This is a genomic window from Sphingomonas sp. PAMC 26617, from assembly GCF_000242835.1.
Taxonomy (GTDB): domain Bacteria; phylum Pseudomonadota; class Alphaproteobacteria; order Sphingomonadales; family Sphingomonadaceae; genus Sphingomonas.
Genome location: NZ_JH594425.1, coordinates 654,082 through 674,352, shown reverse-complemented (window position 1 = coordinate 674,352; position 20,271 = coordinate 654,082). Strand labels below are relative to the sequence as shown.

Below are 20,271 nucleotides of genomic sequence, written 5' to 3'. Positions count from 1 at the left end.
GCATCAATCCATCAGCTTGCGCTGCAGGTAGGTCATCGTCAGCGCCGTCGTGCGGGCGGCCTGTTTGAGATCGGCACCCGCGCCATGGCCGCCTTCGGTATTTTCGTAATAGTAAAATGGCAGTTTCATCTCTTCCATCCGCGCAGCGAATTTGCGGGCGTGTTGCGGGCCCACACGATCGTCCTTCGTGGTCGTGAAGATGAACGGTTCGGGGTAGGCCACGCCCGTCTTGAGGTTCTGGTAAGGCGACGTCTTGCGCCAGAAGGCCATCACCGCCGGATCGGCGTTCACGTCGCCGTATTCGCCTTGCCACGAGGCGCCGGCCGCAATCTTCGAGATCCGGATCATGTCGAGCAGCGGCACCTGGATGACGACAGCATTCCACAATTCGGGATGCTGCACGAACTCGACACCCATCAACAGACCGCCGTTCGAGCCGCCCTGGATCCCCAGCCGTCGCGGGCTGGTGATCTTGCGGGCGATCAGGTCACGCGCGACCGCCGCGAAATCATCATAGATGATCTGGCGCTTTACGCCGAGGCCAGCCTCGTGCCAGCGCGGCCCGAATTCGCCGCCGCCACGGATGTTCGCGAGCACGAAGGCCCCCCCGCGCTCGAGCCATAATTTGCCTTGCGCGCCCGAATAATACGGAGTCTCGCTCGCTTGAAAGCCACCGTACGCCGTCATCAGCGTCGGGGTGTTGCCGTCGAGCGTGATGTCCTTGCGGTGCACCACGAAGTACGGGATCCGCGTTCCATCGGTCGAGATCGCCTCGCGCTGTTCGACCACGTCGCCCGACGCGTCGAACTTCGCCGCCAGCGACTTTGCGACCGAGAGGGCGTTCCCGCTCGCGCCCACGTCGGTCAGATAGAGCTTGGAGGGCGTGAGGAAGCCGCTCGCGCTGACAAACGCAAGGTTTGACTTCATGTCGGTCGCGCCGAAGCCGACCGTAAGATTGTCGGGAAGATCGAGCTTGCGGACGTTCCAGCCGCCGCCCGCCTGGGGCGCATAGACCCACGCGCGACCGCGGACATTGTCGAGCGTCGAGACGAGCAGCATGTCACGGGTCGAAGACACGCCAGCGAGCGATTCGCGCGGCCCGGGAGACCAGATGAGGCGCGGCTTGGGGTGCGCCGGATCGGCCTTCGTCGCCGCAAGGTCGAGCTGCGCGAGGGCACCCGCAACGAAGCTCGGGCCAGCGGCCGGCCACGCTTCATCAAGGCTCAGGATGAGTCGGCCATCGACCAGTTCGGCGATGTTGGCCTTTTGCGGGATGGCGAGCTTGACCGGCCCGTTCGGCGTCAGGACCAAAGTCTCGGAGTGGAAGAAGTCGATCCCACGTTGCAGGTAGGCAAACGTGTTGCCATGCCCGTCGTGCTGTACCGCGGCGCTCACCGCGACGTCGGTCTTCGTCCCGCGATAGATTTCGGTCGCGGTCGCGAGCGGTTGGCCGCGCGTCAGCCGTTTGAGGATATAGGGATAGCCAGAGGCGGTGAGGTCGCCGGGCGTCCATTCGGTCGAGATCAGGAGGTGATCGACATCCTCCCAGGCGACGTTCGTTTTGGCGCGCGGCACGTGGAAGCCGTTGGCGACAAAACTGCCGGTATCCAGATCGAATTCCCGCACCTCGGCCGCGTCCTCGCCACCTTCGGAAAGCGAGATGAGGCAACGCTTCTGGTCGGGCGCGAGGCAGTCCGCGCCCTCGAACACCCAACTCTTGCCCTCGGTCTTGCCGAGTGCGTCCACGTCGAGCACCGTCGTCCAGTGCGGCGTCGCGGATTTGTAGTCAGCAAGGCTCGTCTTGCGCCAGATTCCGCGCAGGTGATCGGCATCCTGCCAGAAATTATAGATTTCGCCGTGCGCGAAAGTCGGGGCAGGAATGCGATCCTTGGCGGACGCGATCTCTAGCGCCTGGGCGTATAGCGTCGAATAGCGCCGATCGGACTCCAGGACCGCGACACTGCGCGCATTGTGCGCGTTCACCCAGTCCATCGCGCGGGGGGATCCCACGTCCTCGAGCCATAGATACGGATCGTCGGCGCTCGATTGGGCGGTGGCCGCCGACGATGCAACGATCGAGAGGAGAAGTGCCGCTGGCATCAGGCGCATCATCGACATGGCTCCCCTTTATTGATCGGCCAGTACGTACAGGTCGGTTCTCTAATCACGAAGGACATTCTGAGCGGTCGCCACCCGCGGAAGCCAGTTCACGATGCCTCGGTCTTGGCAGCTTCGAACGTTACCCAGTGTGCGGTGGCCGGCCTTTGTTCGCACCACGGGATCCTGGTCGGTCTCCCGCGCGAAGATTACCGGGTCGACCGGATGCGCGTCGTGCTGCGCCCAACGATCCCAATCGCGGTGGATGAAGTCGGGAGTGGCGGGGACCGGATCGTTGCAGGCGTGTGCGGGGAGCGAATTCAACCGATCTCTAGCAATATGCCGCCCTTTCCGCGTAACCAGCAGCATGATCGAGCAAGCGCACGCTGTCGTGGATGCTCTCGCCAAGCTACTGGAGCTGGTGGGGGCGGCGATAATTCTGGGCGGTGTCGTGCTTGCCTCGGCAAGATTCGTCGTCGACGGCAGCAGGACGAACTGGAACGACGCGTATCAGCGGTATCGCGCCGGGTTGGGGCGTGGCATTCTCCTGGGTCTCGAGCTCCTCGTCGGAGCCGACATCATCTCGACGATCACTGCGCCTCTGACCTTCGCGAGCGTCGGGTTACTGGGTGCCATCATCGCGATCCGCACCTTTCTGAGCTTCTCTCTTGAAACCGAGATCGAAGGATGCTGGCCGTGGCGGCGAATGGCGCGTGACGCGGATCGCAGCAGGAGTCGCGAGCGGTAGCGCGGCTCGGATTTCATAGTGAATAGCCGCGGTCCGTCAAACCCGGCTGCTTAGTTCGTCGGCAAGGTCGGCGGGGCGCTAAGCTCCGGTGCGCCAGGGCTTATGGACCGTAGCGCAGGGAGGCTGCATAAGGCCGCAGCTTCCAAAGGATCGAGACGATGACCTTCTCTTTGTACGACGCCGTGGTACCGTCCAACCTCCAGATCCTGCGCTCGGTCGACGCCCTGGTCGACAAGGCGGCGGCGTTTTGTGCCGAGCACGGACGCGCGGAGGCGGACCTGATCGACGCGCGTCTCGCGCCCGACATGCTGCCGTTCGGCTATCAGGTGAAGTCCTGCGCCGCGCACTCGATCGGCGGGATCGAGGGGGTCCGCGCGGGGACGTTCTCGCCCGATCGGTCGGCCTGGCCGACCGACTTTGCAGGGCTGCACGCCATCCTTCAGGCGGCGGTCGCCAGCCTCACCGCCATCGACCGGGCGGCGTTCGACACGCTGGTCGACAGCGATACGCACTTCGCGTTCGGCGAAACCCGGATGCCGTTCACGGGCGCGAACTTCCTGCTCTCCTTCTCGCAGCCCAACTTCTATTTCCACGCGAGCATCGCCTACGCGATCCTGCGCGCGCAAGGGGTGAAGCTGGGCAAGCGGGACTTCCTGGGCATGCCGCGCATGAAGGCCTAGGCCTCGCCGCTCGCCCGGGATGACCGCCTTATCCCGAGCGTACGGAGGCTGACGGCGTGCCCGGCAGCATGTCCGCGACCTTCGCGGTCAGTTGATGCATCGTGAAGGGCTTGGTCAGCAGTTCCATCCCGTCGTCGAGCGGACCGTTGCCGAACGCAGCGGTCTCGGCGTAGCCGGTCACGAACAGGATCCGGAGCTCGGGCCGCAGCAGCCGCGCGAGATCCGCGACCTGCCGCCCGTTCATCCCGTTGGGCAGCCCCACGTCGGTGATCAGCAGGTCGATCCGCGCGCCCGACTGCAGCACCTTGATCCCCGCCGCGCCGTCCGCCGCGCCGATCACGGTATAGCCGAGATCGTCGAGCACTTCGTCGATCAGGTGGCGGATGCTGGCTTCGTCGTCGATCAGCAGGATCGTGCCGCCGCGCGCGACGGGCAGGGGGGCGTCGCTTGCCGTCTCCTCCTGCGGCACCGCCGCGCCCGCATGCTGCGGCAGATAGACGCAGATCGTCGACCCCTGGCCGAGCGTCGAGATGATCCGCACTTGCCCGCCCGATTGCCGCGCGAAGCCGTAGATCATCGACAGGCCAAGCCCGGTGCCCTGGCCAATCGGCTTGGTCGTGAAGAACGGCTCGAACGCATGGTCGATCGTCTCGGCGGACATACCGGTGCCGGTGTCGGTGACGCACACCGCGAGATAGGGCCCCGCCGCGAGATCGCGGTCGCGCGCGGTCGCTTCGTCGAACCACGCGTTTTCGGTCGTGATCGTCAGCGTCCCGCCGTCGGGCATCGCGTCGCGCGCGTTGATGCACAGGTTGAGCAGCGCGTTTTCGAACTGGGTCGGGTCGATCATCGCGGTCCAGAGCTCTGGCGCGCCGGCGACGTGGATCGTCGTGGCCGGGCCGACCGTGCGCCGCAGCAGATCCTCCATCCCGTGGATCAGCCGGTTGACGTCGGTCGCGCGCGGATCGAGCGTCTGGCGTCGCGAAAAGGCGAGCAAGCGTTGCGTGAGCGCAGCCGCGCGGCGCCCGGCCTGTTGCGCGGCCAGAATGAACCGCTCGGAATCGTCGACCTGACCGCGCGCGAGCCGCCTCTCGAGCAATTCCAGATTGCCCATCACGCCGGTCAGCAAATTGTTGAAGTCATGCGCAATCCCGCCGGTGAGCTGCCCGACCGCTTCCATCTTCTGCGCCTGGCGCAACTGCCCCTCGGCGGCTTCGAGGGCGCGCGCCTTGGCCTTGTCCTCGGTCGAATCGCGGCCGACCGCGATGATCTTGCCGTCGCCCGGCCCCGCGTTCCACACGATGTCGCGGTAGCTGCCGTCCTTGTGGCGGTAGCGATTGCCGAAGCGGGCGAACACGTGGCCTTCGCCAATGCCTTGCGCGGCACTGATCGTATTTTCCAGATCGTCGGGATGGATGAAGCCGAACAGCGGCTGTCCGAGCAATTCCGCCTCGCTCCAGCCGAGCACGTGCGTCCAGGCGGGGTTGACCGCGTTGATCGTGCCGTCGAAATCCGCAACGAGCATGATGTCGGACGACAATTGCCACAGCCGGTTGCGATCGGTCGTGCGCGCGGCAACCTGCTGCTCGAGCGTCGCGTTGAGATCGAGCAGATCGGCCTGCGCGCGCAGCAGCGCTGCGTCGCTGAGCACGCGATCAGTCGTCTCGTTGGTCAGGATGAACAGGCCAGCGATCTTCCCCGTGGAGTCGAGGATCCGCGAATAGGAGAAGGAGAACCACGTCTCCGCTAAACCCCGGTCGGTGTCGAGCTTCCACGGCAGGTCGCTGAACCGCTGGCTGCGCCCGGCGAACGCATCGTCGATGATCGGCTTGGCCTGATCCCAGCCATCCGCCCACACCTCGCGGAACGGCGACCCCATCGCCCACGCCACCCGCGGCCCGAGCAACGGAATATAGGTCTCGTTGAAGAAGAAGCTGAGCGTCTCCGCCCCCCAGGCGAGGATCATCGATTCCGGCGAATTGAGGATCGTGCTGATCTGCGATTTGAGTGTGTCGCACCAGTCCGCGGGCTCGCCCAGCGGATGATCGGACCAGTCGCGCGCGAGGATGAGCTGCGTCGCCGCGCCGCCACCGGCGAGGAACCGGAGATCCGGCGCAAGCAGGGCCGGGTCGCGAGGATCGGGTGAGATCATGATACGCTCTTACAGGGCCATGCGACGGATCGCGCGGTAAAAAATGGTGCCAGGTGCGGGGAAAGGGCGCCCCAAGAAAAAGGGCCCGGATTGCTCCGGGCCCTGATCCTACCCAACGCTTTCGCGTTTAAGGTCTTAGTCGCGATCGCCGGTCAGGAAAGCCGGTGCGAACTCGGGCGCGGGGCCGTCGTCGTCGCTCGGCTTGTCGTTACGCGGAGCGCGCTCTGCGCCACCGGCACCGCCGCCCGAACCGCCATCACGGCGCGGGCCGCGACCACCGTCGCCGTCACGACGCGGGCCACGGCCTTCGCCGCGACCGCCACCGCCGTCACCACGACCGCCGCCGCCTTCGCTGCGCGGCGGACGACCACCGTCGCCATCGCGACGCGGGCCACGGCCTTCGCCCCGACCTTCACCGCGCGGACGCTCTTCGCGCGCCGGACGGGTGTCCTCGATCTCGGCACCGGTCTCCTGGTCGACGACGCGCATCGACAGGCGAACCTTGCCGCGCGGGTCGATCTCGAGGACCTTGACCTTGACTTCCTGACCTTCGCTCAGGACGTCGGAGACCTTCTCGACGCGCTCGTTCTTGATTTCGGACACATGGACGAGACCGTCCTTGCCACCCATGAAGTTCACGAACGCCCCGAAATCGACGAGGTTGACGACCTTGCCGTCATAGACCTTGCCGACTTCGGCTTCCTCGACGATGCCCTTGATCCACTTGATCGCGGCTTCGATCTGCGCGGTGTCGGACGAGCTGATCTTGATCAGGCCCTCGTCGTCGATGTCGACCTTGGCGCCGGTCTGCGCGACGATCTCGCGGATCACCTTGCCGCCGGTGCCGATGACTTCCCGGATCTTCGCCTTGTCGATCTGCAGCGTCTCGATCCGCGGCGCATGCGCCGACAGTTCGGTACGCGTCGAATCGAGCGCCTTGTTCATCTCACCCAGGATATGCGCACGGCCTTCCTTGGCCTGCGCGAGCGCGACACGCATGATCTCGTCGGTGATGCCGGCGATCTTGATGTCCATCTGCATCGTGGTGATGCCGGCCTCGGTCCCCGCGACCTTGAAGTCCATGTCGCCGAGGTGATCCTCGTCGCCAAGGATGTCCGAGAGAACCGCAAAGTCCTTGCCCTCGAGGATCAGGCCCATCGCGATGCCCGACACCGGACGCTTGAGCGGAACGCCCGCGTCCATCATCGACAGCGAACCGCCGCAGACCGTCGCCATCGACGAGGAGCCGTTGCTCTCGGTGATGTCCGACAGGACGCGGATCGTGTACGGGAACTCGTCCTTCGACGGCAGCACCGGATGCAGCGCGCGCCACGCAAGCTTGCCGTGGCCGACTTCACGACGGCCCGGCGCACCGAAGCGGCCGACTTCACCGACCGAATAGGGCGGGAAGTTGTAGTGGAGCATGAAGTTTTCGTAGGACAGGCCGGTCAGCCCGTCGATCATCTGCTCGGCGTCCTTGGTGCCGAGCGTGGTCGTGCAGATCGCCTGCGTCTCACCGCGGGTGAACAGCGCCGAACCGTGCGCGCGCGGCAGGAAGTGCACCATCGCCTCGATCGGACGGATCTGCGTGGTGGTGCGGCCGTCGATGCGCGTGCCGTCCTTGAGGATGGCGCCGCGGACGATCTCGCCCTCGAGCTTCTTGACGAGCTTGCCCGCTGCCATCTGGTCCTGCGGCGCTGCATCGGCGAAGGCTTCGCGTGCCTTGGCGCGGACTTCGTACAGCATCGTCGAACGCTTCGACTTGTCGGTCACCTTGTAGGCGGCGGCAATGTCGGCACCGACGAGCTTACGCAGCTTGTCCTTGGCGGCGGTCAGATCGCTCTGTGCGGGCATTTCCCACGGATCCTTGGCAGCCTGCTCGGCCAGATCGATGACGAGGTTGCAGACCTCGCGGCATGCCTTGTGCGCGAACTGGACCGCGCCGAGCATGACCTCTTCCGAAAGCTCCTTGGCTTCGGATTCGACCATCATCACGGCGTCGCCGGTCGCGGCGACGACGAGATCGAGCTCGCCTGCCTTGATCTGCTCGACGGTCGGGTTGAGGATGTACTCGCCATCGATGTAGCCGACGCGGGCTGCGCCGATCGGGCCCATGAAGGGCACGCCCGAGATGGTCAGCGCAGCCGATGCGGCGACCATCGCCAGCATGTCCGGCTCGTTCTCGCCGTCATACGACAGGACCTGGCAGATCACGTTGATCTCGTTGTAGAACCCTTCCGGGAACAACGGGCGGATCGGACGGTCGATCAGGCGGCTGGTCAGCGTTTCCTTTTCGGTCGCGCCGCGCTCACGCTTGAAGAAGCCACCGGGGATACGGCCGGCAGCCGAATATTTTTCCTGATAGTGAACGGTCAGCGGGAAGAAGTCCTGGCCTTCCTTCACCGACTTGGCGGCGGTCACGGCGCAGAGCACCACGGTCTCGCCGAGCGTTGCCATCACGGCGCCATCAGCCTGGCGCGCGACGCGGCCGGTTTCCAGCGTCAGCGTCTTGCCACCCCATTGGGTGGTCACGGTCTTGGTATTGAACATGCTTTTTCCTTCAACACCGCCGGCCGGATGCCGACGGGGCCACTGTGCGGACTAACCGGTCCGCGCGGTCTGGAGCGCTTGATCGCTCCCGACGGAAGGGCCGAATTGCCATTCCCTCTGCACTTCCCCGGCTTCAGGCCGGGGTCCAGGTGCGCAGCGTCCGCTGAAGGGCCGCTGCGCCCGAACTTGTTAGGCCCGATGTCGGGCCGGAATGCCAAAAGGGGCGACCTTTCGGCCGCCCCCCGGTGTTACTTGCGAAGACCGAGCTTCGCGATCAGGTCGAGATACCGCTGACCGTCCTTGTGACGGAGATAGTCGAGCAGCGAACGCCGCTTGTTGACCATCATCAGCAGACCGCGACGCGAATGGTTGTCCTTCTTGTGGCCCTTGAAGTGCTCGGTCAGGTTGCGAATGCGCTCGGTGAGGATCGCGACCTGGACTTCGGGGCTGCCGGTGTCGCCTTCGACGCGGCCATGTTCCTTGACGAGCGCGTCCTTGCGCTCTGCAGTGATCGTCATTTCAGTCTTCCTTCGACATCGTCACAGGTTGAAACCGCGAACGACGCGGACCTCGCGGTCCTGAACCTCCACCAGAGCAACCGGACTGTCGTCCAATGTCGCGAAGTAGGGGCCATCGTCTGCGGCGATCCCGACCAACACCCGCCCCTGTCGGAGCAGCCCTGCCTGATCGGGGGTGAGGGATAGAGCCGGGATGTCGTCCAGCCCCGCCCTCAACGGCAGGAGATTGTGTTTAAGGCTGCGCGCTTGGCCGAATTCGGCCAGTTTGTCCAGCGATATCGCGTGGGACAGGTCGAACGGCCCGGCCCTGGTGCGGCGGAGCATCGTGACATGCCCGACCGTGCCGAGCGCGATCGCGATGTCGCGCGCGAGGCTGCGGATATAGGTGCCTTTGGAGACGTGCGCGGAGAGGGTGATGTCGTCCAAAGACGGCTCGTCACCCCGGCCCTGTGCCGGGGTCCACGCCTCGACCGACCCGGCGGCTTGCGGCGCCGTGGACCCCGGGACAAGCCCGGGGTGACGGATGGTGAGCGCGTGGATCGTCACCTGGCGGCTCGCCAGAACCACCTCCTCGCCGGCGCGCGCGCGATCATAGGCGCGTTCGCCGTCGACCTTGAGTGCGGAATAGATCGGCGGCACCTGCTCGATCGGCCCGGTGAACTGCGCCAGCACCGCCTCGACCGCGGCCAGCGTCGGCCGCACGTCGGACGTCGCGATGACTTTGCCCTCGAGGTCGAGCGTGTCGGTCTGGCTCCCGAAGCCGATCGTGAAGTCGTAGATCTTGTCGCTGTCGAGCATCCGCCCCGCAAGCTTGGTCGCCTCGCCCAGCGCGATCGGCAGTACGCCGGTCGCGAGTGGATCGAGCGTGCCGCCGTGCCCGACCTTGATCCCGCGCTTGCTCGCATCATAGCCAGCCGCGCGCAGCGCGCGCTTGACCGCGGTGACCCCGTCGGTCGACCCCAGCCCGAGCGGCTTGTCGAGGATCAGCCAGCCGTTGATTCCGCTCACAACCCACCCAGTCGAGCAAAGCCGAGGAAGAAGTCCGCGGCCGCGCTCGCGATCGGGCCGATCACGCGGCGGACGATATCGGCTTGCGGGCTGATCATCGGCAGGACGAACAGCAGGAACAGCAGCAGCGGAAACCCGAAGCGCGCGAGCTTGGAATATTGGATCGCCGCCGCGCGAGGGAGCAGCCCCTGCACGACATGCCCGCCATCGAACGGCGGCAGCGGGATCAGGTTGAAGACGCCCAGGAACACGTTGACCAGCACGAAGCTGTAGAGGCTGTCGAACACGAACCCCGCCACCGTATGCGGGGCGCCCTGCGCGGGGATCCCGCCATGCAGCCCGACGAACGCGCCGAGTGCCAGCGCCGCGATCGTCGCCAGCACGAAATTGGTCGCCGGCCCCGCCAGCGCCACTAGCATCATGTCGCGGCGCGGGTTGCGCAGCCGCGTCGCGTCGACCGGCACGGGCTTGGCCCAGCCGAAGATCGGCGCATGCGCGATCGCCAGGATCATCGGGAGCACGACCGTGCCGATCGGATCGACATGGCGGAGCGGGTTGAGCGTCAGCCGTCCGAGCCGGTCCGCGGTCGGATCGCCGAAGATCCGCGCGACATAACCGTGGGCGACTTCGTGGAAGACGATCGCGATGACGAGGGGGATGAGCCACACCGCGATGGTGTAGGGCAGGTTGGGGTCGTTCATTCAGGTCCGTTCGGTCAGGAGGCGGCAAGCGCTTCCCGGAAATGGCGACGACACAGCGCGATGTACAGGTCATTGCCGCCGATCTCGGTCTGCGCGCCCGCCGCGATCGCGCGGCCGTCGGCATCGACGCGGAGGTTCATCGTCGCCTTGCGCCCGCACGCGCAGACCGATTTGATCTCGATGAGCGAGTCCGCGATCGCCAGCAACCGCGCCGATCCCTCGAACAGTGCGCCGATGAAATCGGTGCGCAGGCCGTAGGCGAGCACCGGGATACCGTGGTCGTCGGCAAGTTCGGCGAGCTGATCGACCTGCCTGGCGGTCAGGAACTGCGCCTCGTCGACCAGCACGCAGGCGGGCGGCGTCTCGCCCTCCCGCGCGACGACCGCGACCAGATCGGTATCGCGATCGAACGCGATCGCATCCGCGGCAAGCCCGATCCGCGAGGTGATCGTTCCGGCGGCGAAGCGATCGTCGATCGCCGCGGTGAGCAGCACGGTCCGCATCCCGCGCTCGCGATAGTTGAAATCGGCCTGCAGCAGGTTGGTCGATTTGCCCGCGTTCATGCTGGCATAGTAGAAATAGAGCTTGGCCATTTCCCGCTAATGGCGAGATTGCGTTCGTCCGTCCATTGCCGCGCCGTCCGGCATGCGCCGCAGGTTCAGGCCTGCAGCGCCCCGGCATCGCGCAGCAGGCGAATGCCGTGCGGTCGGCTTGCCCGCATCCACGGTGCCGGCGCGATCGCGACTCGTAGCGCGACGAGACTTCCGAAGATCAGGGCATTGAACGGTCCGAAATCCACCACCGTGCCGGCACCGAGCGCCGGAACCGCGACGACGATCAGTGCGATGCGGCTGCCGAGGCACATCGCGCGCAGGCCCGGATCACCCCGTGGAACCGGTGCAAACAATGCCAGCGATACGAAGGCGAGCAACAGACCGGCACCGAGAAGGCCGGTCCCGGTCAAAACCGCCAGGAGCCAGTTCGAGGTTCGAGTCGATCCGACACCGACGCCAAAGCCATTTGTTTCCAGCAACCCGTCGAAGCTGACGCTGTTCCACGTACTGCGTTCCAGGTACGAACTCGACTCGCCCTTTTTCAGCAGGATGGTATCGATCGTCCCGTAGATTGCCGACCGGATTGCGGGATCCAGCAGCAGGACCGTGACGATACCGATCGATACCGCGCCGAGCGCGAGGACGTCCCGGACGAGCGCGCGACCGTCTTCGGGCGCGCGTTGGACGATCGCGCGGCGCACGACATCAACCACCGCGCAGAGAATGAATGTCGCCAGGCCGGCATAGGCAGCCGAGGACGTCGAAAGGATCGTCATCGCGAAACACGCCGCCGCCAGAACCTGCTGAAACGACCGCGCAAACGGGCCGAGGAGGTTGGCCGGGCAGATGAAATAGAGGATCGCCGCGAACGACAGGGCCAGCGCGCCAAAAGACGATGCTTCCGTATCGAAGCCGACAACCCGCCGCATCGCGCCGACGCTGTCGTTGGTAAGAAGCGCGTAGGTTGCCGTGCGCACTGGTTCGAGCACCGCCGTGCCGGCCGCCGCCATGTCGGCAAGACCTGAAGCGACCACGACCGTACCGCCCACCAGCACCGCACGCGCCACGACCGGACGATCCTCCGGATTCAGGAGCAGGCAATACAGGCTGGCAGTGATCAGGAAAGAACTCGACAGGTAGACGCTTTGCGTCAGATTGCCTGCACCAAAGGCAAGCGGTGTGATCGTCAGGGTATTGAGGCCCATGACCGGCGTTCCGGAAAACAGTCGCGGCGCGGTCGCCGTCACGATCAGTGCCACCAGAACGAAGCCGGTCAGCAGGCCAAGCCGCCTGATGCCGAGCAATCCGTCGATCAGTGTGATGCGATGGCGATCATCGCTAAACACCTTCGCCACCATCAGTGCCGAACAGACGATCACCGGGAGGATTGTGGTTCCTCCGGTAATCTCGGTCGGAATGACGCTGAAGGCTCCGAAAGGAAGCATCGCGAAAAAGAGATAGACGCTCCAGTGCTTCGGCAGAATGGCCGCAAGCGCAAAGCTCAACCAGAAGATCGCGAGGACCACGGCGGTGCATCTCCACTGCGCTAATACCTGAAACCAGCTATGCGGGAAGCATAGCTGGTCTTGGACGCGGTGTCAGTGTGGAATGATCGAAAGACTTCGTCGGTCGGTCGTATCAGCGGAACCGCATGTCAGGCGCTCATGCGTCTGGTTCGAGATCCCGCGCAACCTTGGGATCCCGTAGCAACGAGTCGATATGGCTGCCCTCGTCGAAGCTGTCGTCGGCGAGGAACTTGAGCTTGGCGGCGTATTTCATCCGCACGCGCGATGCCACTTCGCGCTGGAGATACGCAGTGTTGGTGCGCAGCGCCTTCAGCACTGCTTCCTCGTCCTTGCCGAGCAGGGGTTTCATGAACACGGTCGCGTGGCGCAGGTCGGGCGACATGCGGACTTCGGTGATCGTCACCGGATGCTTGGCCAGCGTCTCGTCATGCACGTCGCCACGAGCGAGGATTTCGCTGAGGGTGTGGCGCATCTGCTCGCCGACGCGAAGCAGGCGGACGTTGCGGGATTCTGGGGTGTCGTTGGGTCTCATTATATCCCTCTCCCCTCCGGGGAGAGGGCAAGCGAGCGAAGCGAAGCGCGGGAGAGGGGCAGTATCACAGCGCAGCGCTTGATACTGCCCCTCTCCCCGGCCCTCTCCCCGCAAGCGGGGAGAGGGAGAAGATTATAGCGTGCGTTCGCGCAGTTCGACTTCGAACGTTTCGAGGAAGTCGCCCGGCTTGATGTCGACGAAGTTCGACGTGAAGGTCACGCCACACTCCAGACCAGCCCGCACTTCGGCGACGTCGTCCTTGAAGCGGCGCAGCGAGGCGATCTCGCCCTGGTAGATGATGACATCCGCCCGGGTGATACGTGCCTTGAGCGCCTTGCGGATGTTGCCCTCGGTAACGAGCAGACCAGCCGCCTTGCCGTGCTTGCCGGCCGAGAAGACGTCGCGGATTTCCGCACGGCCGACGACCGTTTCGAACGCCTCGGGGCCAAGCTCGCCCGCCATGCCGGCGCGGATCTCGTCGGTCAGGTCGTAGATCACGTCATAATATTTGAACGCGACCTTCTGCCGTTCCGCAATCTCGCGTGCCTTGGCGTTCGGACGGACGTTGAAGCCGATGATCGGTGCGCCCGATGCACCCGCCAACGTCACGTCGCTCTCGGTGATGCCACCGACGCCCGAATGCAGGACGCGCGCCTTGATGAGATCGGTCGAGATCTTGTTGATCGCACCCACGATCGCCTCGACCGACCCTTGCGTGTCGGCCTTGACCACCAGCGGATATTCGATCGCCTGCTTTTCCTTGAGCGCCGAGAACATCGACTCGAGGCTGGCCGGGCCACCCCCGGTGCGCTTGTCGGTGATGACGCCCTTGCGGTATTCGGCGACTTCACGCGCACGCGCTTCGCTCTCGACCACCGACAGCGGATCGCCCGCACGCGGGACACCCGACAGGCCGAGCACCTCGACCGGCATCGACGGGCCAGCGACCTTGATCTGCTGACCCTTGTCGTTGGTCATCGCGCGGACCTTGCCGCTCTCGGCGCCGACGACGAAGATGTCGCCGACCTTGAGCGTGCCGCGGTTGACGAGGATCGTCGCGACCGGGCCGCGGCCCTTGTCGAGCTTCGCCTCGATCACGGTGCCCTCGGCGGTCCGGTCCGGGTTGGCCTTGAGCTCGAGCAGTTCGGCCTGGAGCTGGATCTTCTCGATCAGCTCGTCGAGACCGGTCTTCTTGAGCGCAGAGACCTCGACGTCCTGGACATCGCCCGACAGTTCCTCGACCACGACCTCATATTGCAGGAGCTGCTCGCGCACCTTCTGCGGATTGGCGTCGTGCTTGTCGATCTTGTTGATCGCGACGATCATCGGCACGCCAGCGGCGCGCGTATGGTTGATCGCCTCGACGGTCTGCGGCTTGATGCTGTCGTCCGCTGCGACCACGAGCACGACGATGTCGGTCACGTTGGCGCCGCGCTGGCGCATCTCGGTGAACGCTTCGTGGCCCGGCGTGTCGAGGAAGGTGATCTTCGACTTGTCCTTCAGCGTGACCTGATAGGCACCGATATGCTGGGTGATGCCACCGGCCTCGCCCTTGACCACATCGGTTCCACGCAGCGCGTCGAGCAGCGAGGTCTTGCCGTGATCGACATGGCCCATGATCGTCACGACCGGCGGACGCGTGACCGCGTTCTCGTCATGATCCTCATGCGTGTCGTTGGTCAGATCGATGTCCGAATCGCTGACGCGCTGAATGTTGTGGCCGAATTCGGTCACCAGCAGCTCGGCGGTATCCTGGTCGATCGTCTGCGTCATCGTGACGGGCATGCCCATCTTGAACAGCGTCTTGACCAGATCCGCGCCCTTTTCCGCCATACGGTTGGCGAGTTCCTGGACGGTGATCGCCTCCGGCACCACGACGTCGCGGATCTGCTTGGCCTGCGCTTCGCGCGGGCCGCCCATCCGACGGTTTTCCTTCTCGCGGGCACGCTTCAGCGCAGCGAGCGAACGCGCACGCGCGCCGTCGCCATCGTTGAGCGCACGGTTGACGGTCAGCTTGCCGCCGCGACGCTCGTCACCCTTGCGGTCACGCGGACCGGCACCGGGACGCGACGGCGCTTCGGTCGGCGCAGCCGAGGGCGACCCCGGACGCTTGACCGTACCGGCGGGCGTCGGCGTTGCCGAAGCCGTGGTTGCAGCAGGCGTCGGCTCGGGTGCCGGCGCAGGCGCGGGCGGCTTGGGCCGCTCGGGCCGGGGAACCGGCGTGAACAGGCGCGGTGCCGGCATCGACGGATCGCGCTCGAGCGACAGCGGGCGCAGCACGGGGGCCGGCGCTGGTGCAGGGGCGGGCGTCGGCTTGGCTGCGACCGGCGCGGGCTTCGCGACGGGCGCAGGCGCAGCGGCTACGGGAGCCGGTGCAGGGGCAGGCGTTGCAGCGACCGGCGCTGCCGGGGCGGCGGGTGCCGCGACCGGAGCCGGCGCTTCGGGCGCTGCAGCTTCGACCGGAGCCGGGGCAGGCGCCGCCTGCTCTGCGACGGTTTCGGGTGTCGGCTCGGGAGCGGGCGTCGGCTCAGCCGTCGGGACAGGCGCCTTGGCCCGTTCCTCGGCGCGGCGACGATCTTCCTCGAGCGCCTCGGCGCGGAGGCGTTCGTCGCGGCGACGGTTCTCTTCCTGCGCCTGCATGCGCGCCTCATCGGCCTCGCGGAGCAGCTTGGTCTGGAGTTCCTGACGCGACAGCAGCGAGTTGGCGGGCGACACCGGCGCGGGCGGGGGCGCGCGGCGGGGTTCCGGCGCACGCGCAGCCGGGGTTGGTGCCGGTGCGGGGGCCGCAGCCGGAGCCGCTGCTTCCTCGACGATGGGTGCATCGACCGGGGTGCCGCCCGGGCCGAGCACGCGGCGGCGCTTCACCTCGACCACGACGGTGTTCGACCGTCCATGGCTGAAGCTCTGCTTGACCTGGCCGGTCTCGACCGTACGCTTCAAGCCCAAAGGCGCGCGCATGCCCAGCTTCGGCTTTTCGTTCTCGGTATCGCTCACTCAAATTCCTCGTGTACGTCGTCTGTCGGCACTCGGGCCAGATCGGCCAGCGGACCGGCGTCGTGGTGAGACGCCGATGCCCCCTGCGAGGCCGTTTCGCAAGGCGCGGGAGTTGGGTCAGGGCCGATGAAATGCAGCCAGCGGTGTAGCGAATCGCGTACGCGTCCGGCGGCATCGGGATCAGTCAGGCCTATATGTACCACATTCTGGCGGCCTAGTGCCACGGCCAATATGGTGCGCGGGACCGGCAGAACCAACCCCCTCAAATCACTTCCTTCTTCATCGTTGCCGATGCGCCAGGCCTGATCGAGCTTGCGGTTGCCGTCCGCGCCCGCATCGCAGGCGTGGAGCAGCATGTGAAGTTTGCCGCTGCGCGCCGCGGTCTCGATCTTTTCCGCGCCGGTCAACAGGTTGCCGGTGCGCGCCTCGAGGCCGAGGCGGTCGAGCACGGCGCGTTCGAGCGCGGTCGCGATCTTCTCGGACAGGTCGTCCGGGATCGCGATCGGCCCGGTCTTGAACGCACGGGCGAGCGCGGCCTTGAGCTTGCCCTTGGTGATCGCGGTGTCGAGCTCGGCGCGGGTCACGCCGATCCATGCGCCTCGGCCGGGGGCCTTGGCGCGAACGTCGGGGTGGACCGCGCCGTCGGGGGACAGCGCGAGACGGACGAGCGTCTCGCGCGGGGCGCGCTCGCCGAGCAGGATGCAGCGGCGGATCGCGCCGGTTTCGTCGGTCATGCTGCATGCCCTCCGACGTTCGTCACCCCGGCCTTGTGCCGGGGTCCACCGTGCCGCACCTTCTGCACCGGGGGAGTGTGCCCAGCGATGGACCCCGGGACGAGCCCGGGGTGACGTTGGGAGGCGGGGTGCGCGAGCGAATATCGTGCGTCTACAGGCCCGCATGCCGTCACCCCGGCCTTGTGCCGGGGTCCACGGTGCCGCACATTCCGCGACGGGGGAGTTTGCCCAGCGGTGGACCCCGGGACGAGCCCGGGGTGACGATGGAGGGCGAGGTGCGCGAGCGGATACCGTGCGTCTATATGCTGGCAAACGGGTTCAACGGGACGCTGTATGTTGGCGTCACGTCGAATCTGGTCGGGCGTATCTTGCAACATCGGGAAGAAACGTTCGATGGCTTCACCAAGCGCTACGCGATCAAGCATCTTGTTTGGTACGATGTCGCGGACACCATGGACGCCGCGATTGCCTTCGAGAAACGTCTCAAAAAATGGCCGCGCGACTTCAAGAAGAACCTGATCGAGCGCGACAACCCGCATTGGCAGGACCTCGCGGTCGGCCTCGGCCTGCCAGCTATGCCCTAAACCCAACCCGTCACCCCGGCCTTGTGCCGGGGTCCACAGCGCAGCACGTCCCCCGCGCCGCAGGAAGCGCGGCCCGGTGGATCCCGGGACAAGCCCGGGATGACGACAGCGAAGGGTAACCGCTAGCGCGTCATTGCGAGGATTCCGCATGAGCGTCCTCCTGCAACTTGGGTGCATCCCGGTCGGCGATCAGGATCCCGCCCGCGCCGTAATTCTCGGGCGACACTTCCTCGATCACGATCTGCACCGCAGCCGGGTTCTTGCCCAGCCGCTCGACCAGCGACCGGGTGACATCCGCGACGATCCCGGACTTCTGGTCCCTGGTCGCGGTGCCCGAGAGGCGGATGCTGACGAACGGCATCAGGCGTCCTTTTCCTCCGAAGCGTCGGCAGCAGGCGCGTCGGCAGCAGGCGCTTCCTCGGCTTCCACTTCGGTTTCCTCGGTCGCCTCATCCTCGAACCAGTGCGCGCGTGCGGCCATGATGATCTCATTGCCCTGCGCTTCGCTCAGGCCATACTCGCCGAGCACGCCGCCCCTGTCCTCGACGCGCTTGGGCGCGTCCTCGGCGCGGCGGCGCTGTTCCTGGCGCTTTTTCTGGATCAGCTCGTCGGTCGCGAGATCGGCGAGGTCGTCGAGCGTCTTGATCCCGGCCTTGCCGAGCGTGACCAGCATCGCCTCGTTGAGGTGCGGCAGCGCGGCAAGCGCATCGTCGACACCCAGACCACGCCGCTCTTCGCGGTTGGTCGACTCGCGACGATCGAGCGCCTCGGTCGCGCGGCTCTGCAGCTCGGCTGCAAGATCGTCATCGAAGCCTTCGATCGACGCGATTTCGTCGACGCCGACATAGGCGACTTCCTCGAGGCTGCCGAAGCCTTCGGCGACCAGCAGCTGCGCGAGCGTCTCGTCGACGTCGAGTTCCTTCTCGAACAGGGCCGAGCGCTCGACGAATTCCTTCTGGCGCTTCTCGGAGGCATCCGCCTCGGTCAGGATGTCGATCGCCTTGGCGGTCAGCTGCGACGCGAGCCGCACGTTCTGGCCACGACGGCCGATCGCGAGCGACAGCTGATCGTCGGGAACGACGACTTCGATGCGATCCTCTTCCTCGTCGATCACAACGCGCGACACCGAGGCCGGCTGGAGCGCGTTGACGACGAATGTCGCGGTGTCGGGCGACCACGGGATGATGTCGATCTTCTCGCCCTGCATTTCCTGGACGACCGCCTGGACGCGGCTGCCCTTCATGCCGACGCACGCACCGACCGGGTCGATGCTCGAATCATGCGAAATGACGCCGATCTTGGCGCGCGAGCCCGGGTCGCGCGCAGCGGCCTTGATCTCGATGATGCCGTCGTAGATTTCGGGGACTTCCTGCGCGAACAGCTTCTTCATGAAGTCGGGGTGCGCGCGGCTGAGGAAGATCTGCGGCCCGCGGTTCTCGCGGCGGACGTTGAGGATCAGCGAGCGGATCCGGTCGTTGACGCGGACGACTTCGCGCGGAATCTGCTGGTCGCGACGGATCACGCCTTCGGCGCGGCCGAGGTCGACGACGACGTGGCCGAACTCGACGCGCTTGACGACGCCGGTGATGATCTCGCCCATCCGGTCCTTGAATTCTTCATACTGGCGCTCGCGCTCGGCGTCGCGGACCTTCTGGAAGATGACCTGCTTGGCGGCCTGCGCGGCGATGCGGCCGAATTCGATCGGGGGGAGCGGATCGACGATATAGTCGCCGACGACCGCACCCTTCTGGAGCTTGTCGGCTTCCTTCAGATTGACCTGCTTGAAATAGTCATCGACCGCCTCGACCACCTCGACGACGCGCCACAGGCGGAGATCGCCGGTATTGGGATCGAGCTTCGCGCGGATGTCGTTCTCGGCACCGTAGCGCGCGCGGGCGGCGCGCTGGATCGCGTCTTCCATCGCCTCGATGACGATGCCCTTGTCGATCATCTTCTCGGTGGCGACCGCATTCGCAATCGCGATCAGCTCGGCGCGGTTGGCGGTGACGCCGGAGGTTGCTGGGGTGGCCATCAGTTATGTCCTTCTTCGCGGTCGGCACCCTCGGGCGCATCTACAGCTTCGTCGTCGTGTTCGATTTCTTCCTCGTCCGCACCGTCCATCGACAGCGGGCGAGTCGCGGCGATCAGCGCGTCGGTCAGCACCAGCTTGGCGGTGTTGACCTGCGCGAACGGCACGTCGAGCTCGCCATGCTTGGCGAGATAGATCGCGATGCAGTCCTCGGTCACGCCCTTGAGCGTGCCGGTCAGCACCTTGCGGCCCTCGATCGGCGCGAGCAGCACGATCCGTGCCTCATGCCCCGCCCAGTCGCTGAAATCCTTGAGCCGGGTCAGCGGCCGGTCGATCCCGGGCGACGACACTTCGAGCCGATATTCGTCCTGGATCGGATCCTTGCCCTCGAGCTCGAGCGCATCGAGCACGTCCGAGATGCGCCGCGACAGTTCGGCGCAATCGTCGATCGTCAGCTGGCGCGTGTCGGGGCGCTCCGCCATCACCTGGAGCGTGAGGTCGCCCTTGCCGCCGAACAGCTTGACCCGCACGAGATCGAACCCGAGCGCTTCGGCTTCGGGGGCTACCAATGCGGTCAGATCGGGGGTGTCGGTCAAGTCGGGTCGGTCCTTCAGGATCAGGCAAAGGTCTTCGGAGCCGGAACCGGGGGGCTCCAGCCTCTTCATCCGTTGATGTAGAGAATAGGGGCGATATAGTCGGATTGCAGGGGGCTGGCAAGCGGCTGCGAACGGGGTGGGCGGTGGCGGGCAAAATCGTCCTATCCCCCCGGGCTTTTGCGCGGTGCGGCCGATGGCTGTTCTGTCATGGCGGCGACCGTTCACGGAACCACTTCGCGCCACTGTCGGTATGTGCCGCATATCCCGGG

General features: G+C 65.8%; 17 protein-coding genes. 3 read left to right on the top strand and 14 right to left on the bottom strand.

The window, feature by feature from the left end; all coding sequences use genetic code 11:
- Positions 1-3 precede the first annotated feature (3 nt).
- Positions 4-2,118, bottom strand: a complete 2,115-nt coding sequence (locus tag RH91_RS02750) for a prolyl oligopeptidase family serine peptidase (protein ID WP_010160989.1) — start codon at positions 2,116-2,118, stop codon at positions 4-6.
- Between the two features lie 346 nt (positions 2,119-2,464).
- Between RH91_RS02750 and RH91_RS02745 the strand changes: the two genes are divergently transcribed.
- Together RH91_RS02745 and RH91_RS02740 are read left to right on the top strand one after the other, a co-directional pair.
- A complete protein-coding gene (locus tag RH91_RS02745) occupies positions 2,465-2,845 on the top strand; it encodes a DUF1622 domain-containing protein (protein ID WP_010160988.1) in 381 nt (126 codons plus the stop codon).
- A gap of 158 nt (positions 2,846-3,003) precedes the next feature.
- Entirely contained in the window at positions 3,004-3,525 is a 522-nt protein-coding gene (locus RH91_RS02740; protein ID WP_010160987.1) for a DUF1993 domain-containing protein, read from the top strand.
- A 28-nt stretch (positions 3,526-3,553) separates the two neighbouring features.
- On the opposite strand, the gene RH91_RS02735 is transcribed toward RH91_RS02740, so the two are convergent.
- The 10 genes from RH91_RS02735 to RH91_RS02690 form a co-directional block, all read right to left on the bottom strand.
- On the bottom strand, positions 3,554-5,677 hold the full coding sequence (locus tag RH91_RS02735) for a hybrid sensor histidine kinase/response regulator (RefSeq protein ID WP_010160986.1): 2,124 nt from the start codon (positions 5,675-5,677) through the stop codon (positions 3,554-3,556).
- A 135-nt stretch (positions 5,678-5,812) separates the two neighbouring features.
- Positions 5,813-8,227: a polyribonucleotide nucleotidyltransferase gene (pnp, locus tag RH91_RS02730; RefSeq protein WP_010160984.1), complete on the bottom strand. Its 2,415-nt coding sequence runs from the start codon at positions 8,225-8,227 to the stop codon at positions 5,813-5,815.
- A gap of 248 nt (positions 8,228-8,475) precedes the next feature.
- The gene (gene rpsO / locus RH91_RS02725) at positions 8,476-8,745 is read right to left on the bottom strand and encodes a 30S ribosomal protein S15 (RefSeq protein WP_010160983.1); all 270 of its coding nucleotides are present in this window, start codon (positions 8,743-8,745) and stop codon (positions 8,476-8,478) included.
- Positions 8,746-8,766: 21 nt separating this feature from the next.
- Positions 8,767-9,753 (bottom strand): tRNA pseudouridine(55) synthase TruB, encoded by a 987-nt coding sequence (gene truB / locus RH91_RS02720; protein WP_010160982.1) that lies wholly within the window; start codon positions 9,751-9,753, stop codon positions 8,767-8,769.
- Positions 9,750-10,454, bottom strand: coding sequence for a site-2 protease family protein (locus RH91_RS02715; RefSeq protein ID WP_010160981.1), 705 nt, complete (start codon positions 10,452-10,454; stop codon positions 9,750-9,752). Before RH91_RS02715 ends, truB begins: the two co-directional genes overlap by 4 nt.
- Positions 10,455-10,468: 14 nt before the next feature.
- Positions 10,469-11,047 carry a thymidine kinase gene (locus RH91_RS02710; protein WP_010160980.1) on the bottom strand — a complete coding sequence of 193 codons (579 nt, stop codon included), beginning with the start codon at positions 11,045-11,047 and terminating at the stop codon, positions 10,469-10,471.
- 65 nt (positions 11,048-11,112) lie between these two features.
- Complete coding sequence (locus RH91_RS02705; protein ID WP_010160979.1) at positions 11,113-12,534, bottom strand: hypothetical protein; 1,422 nt, start codon at positions 12,532-12,534, stop codon at positions 11,113-11,115.
- Positions 12,535-12,670: 136 nt separating this feature from the next.
- Positions 12,671-13,066, bottom strand: a complete 396-nt coding sequence (gene rbfA, locus RH91_RS02700; RefSeq protein WP_010160978.1) for a 30S ribosome-binding factor RbfA — start codon at positions 13,064-13,066, stop codon at positions 12,671-12,673.
- 132 nt (positions 13,067-13,198) lie between these two features.
- Complete coding sequence (gene infB, locus RH91_RS02695) at positions 13,199-16,060, bottom strand: translation initiation factor IF-2 (protein ID WP_010160977.1); 2,862 nt, start codon at positions 16,058-16,060, stop codon at positions 13,199-13,201.
- On the bottom strand, positions 16,057-16,794 hold the full coding sequence (locus RH91_RS02690; RefSeq protein ID WP_010160976.1) for a DUF448 domain-containing protein: 738 nt from the start codon (positions 16,792-16,794) through the stop codon (positions 16,057-16,059). The genes infB and RH91_RS02690 overlap by 4 nt, the downstream gene beginning before the upstream one ends.
- A gap of 263 nt (positions 16,795-17,057) precedes the next feature.
- On the opposite strand from RH91_RS02690, the gene RH91_RS02685 reads away from it, so the two are divergent.
- Positions 17,058-17,378 (top strand): GIY-YIG nuclease family protein, encoded by a 321-nt coding sequence (locus RH91_RS02685; RefSeq protein WP_010160975.1) that lies wholly within the window; start codon positions 17,058-17,060, stop codon positions 17,376-17,378.
- Positions 17,379-17,508: 130 nt separating this feature from the next.
- Here RH91_RS02685 and RH91_RS02680 read toward each other — a convergent pair whose 3' ends face one another.
- From RH91_RS02680 to rimP, 3 genes are read right to left on the bottom strand one after another with little or no spacing between them, the layout of a single operon-like run.
- On the bottom strand, positions 17,509-17,739 hold the full coding sequence (locus RH91_RS02680) for a tautomerase family protein (protein ID WP_010160974.1): 231 nt from the start codon (positions 17,737-17,739) through the stop codon (positions 17,509-17,511).
- Positions 17,739-19,409 (bottom strand): transcription termination factor NusA, encoded by a 1,671-nt coding sequence (nusA, locus tag RH91_RS02675; protein ID WP_010160973.1) that lies wholly within the window; start codon positions 19,407-19,409, stop codon positions 17,739-17,741. Before nusA ends, RH91_RS02680 begins: the two co-directional genes overlap by 1 nt.
- The gene (gene rimP / locus RH91_RS02670; protein ID WP_010160972.1) at positions 19,409-20,071 is read right to left on the bottom strand and encodes a ribosome maturation protein RimP; all 663 of its coding nucleotides are present in this window, start codon (positions 20,069-20,071) and stop codon (positions 19,409-19,411) included. The genes nusA and rimP overlap by 1 nt, the downstream gene beginning before the upstream one ends.
- Positions 20,072-20,271 lie beyond the last annotated feature (200 nt).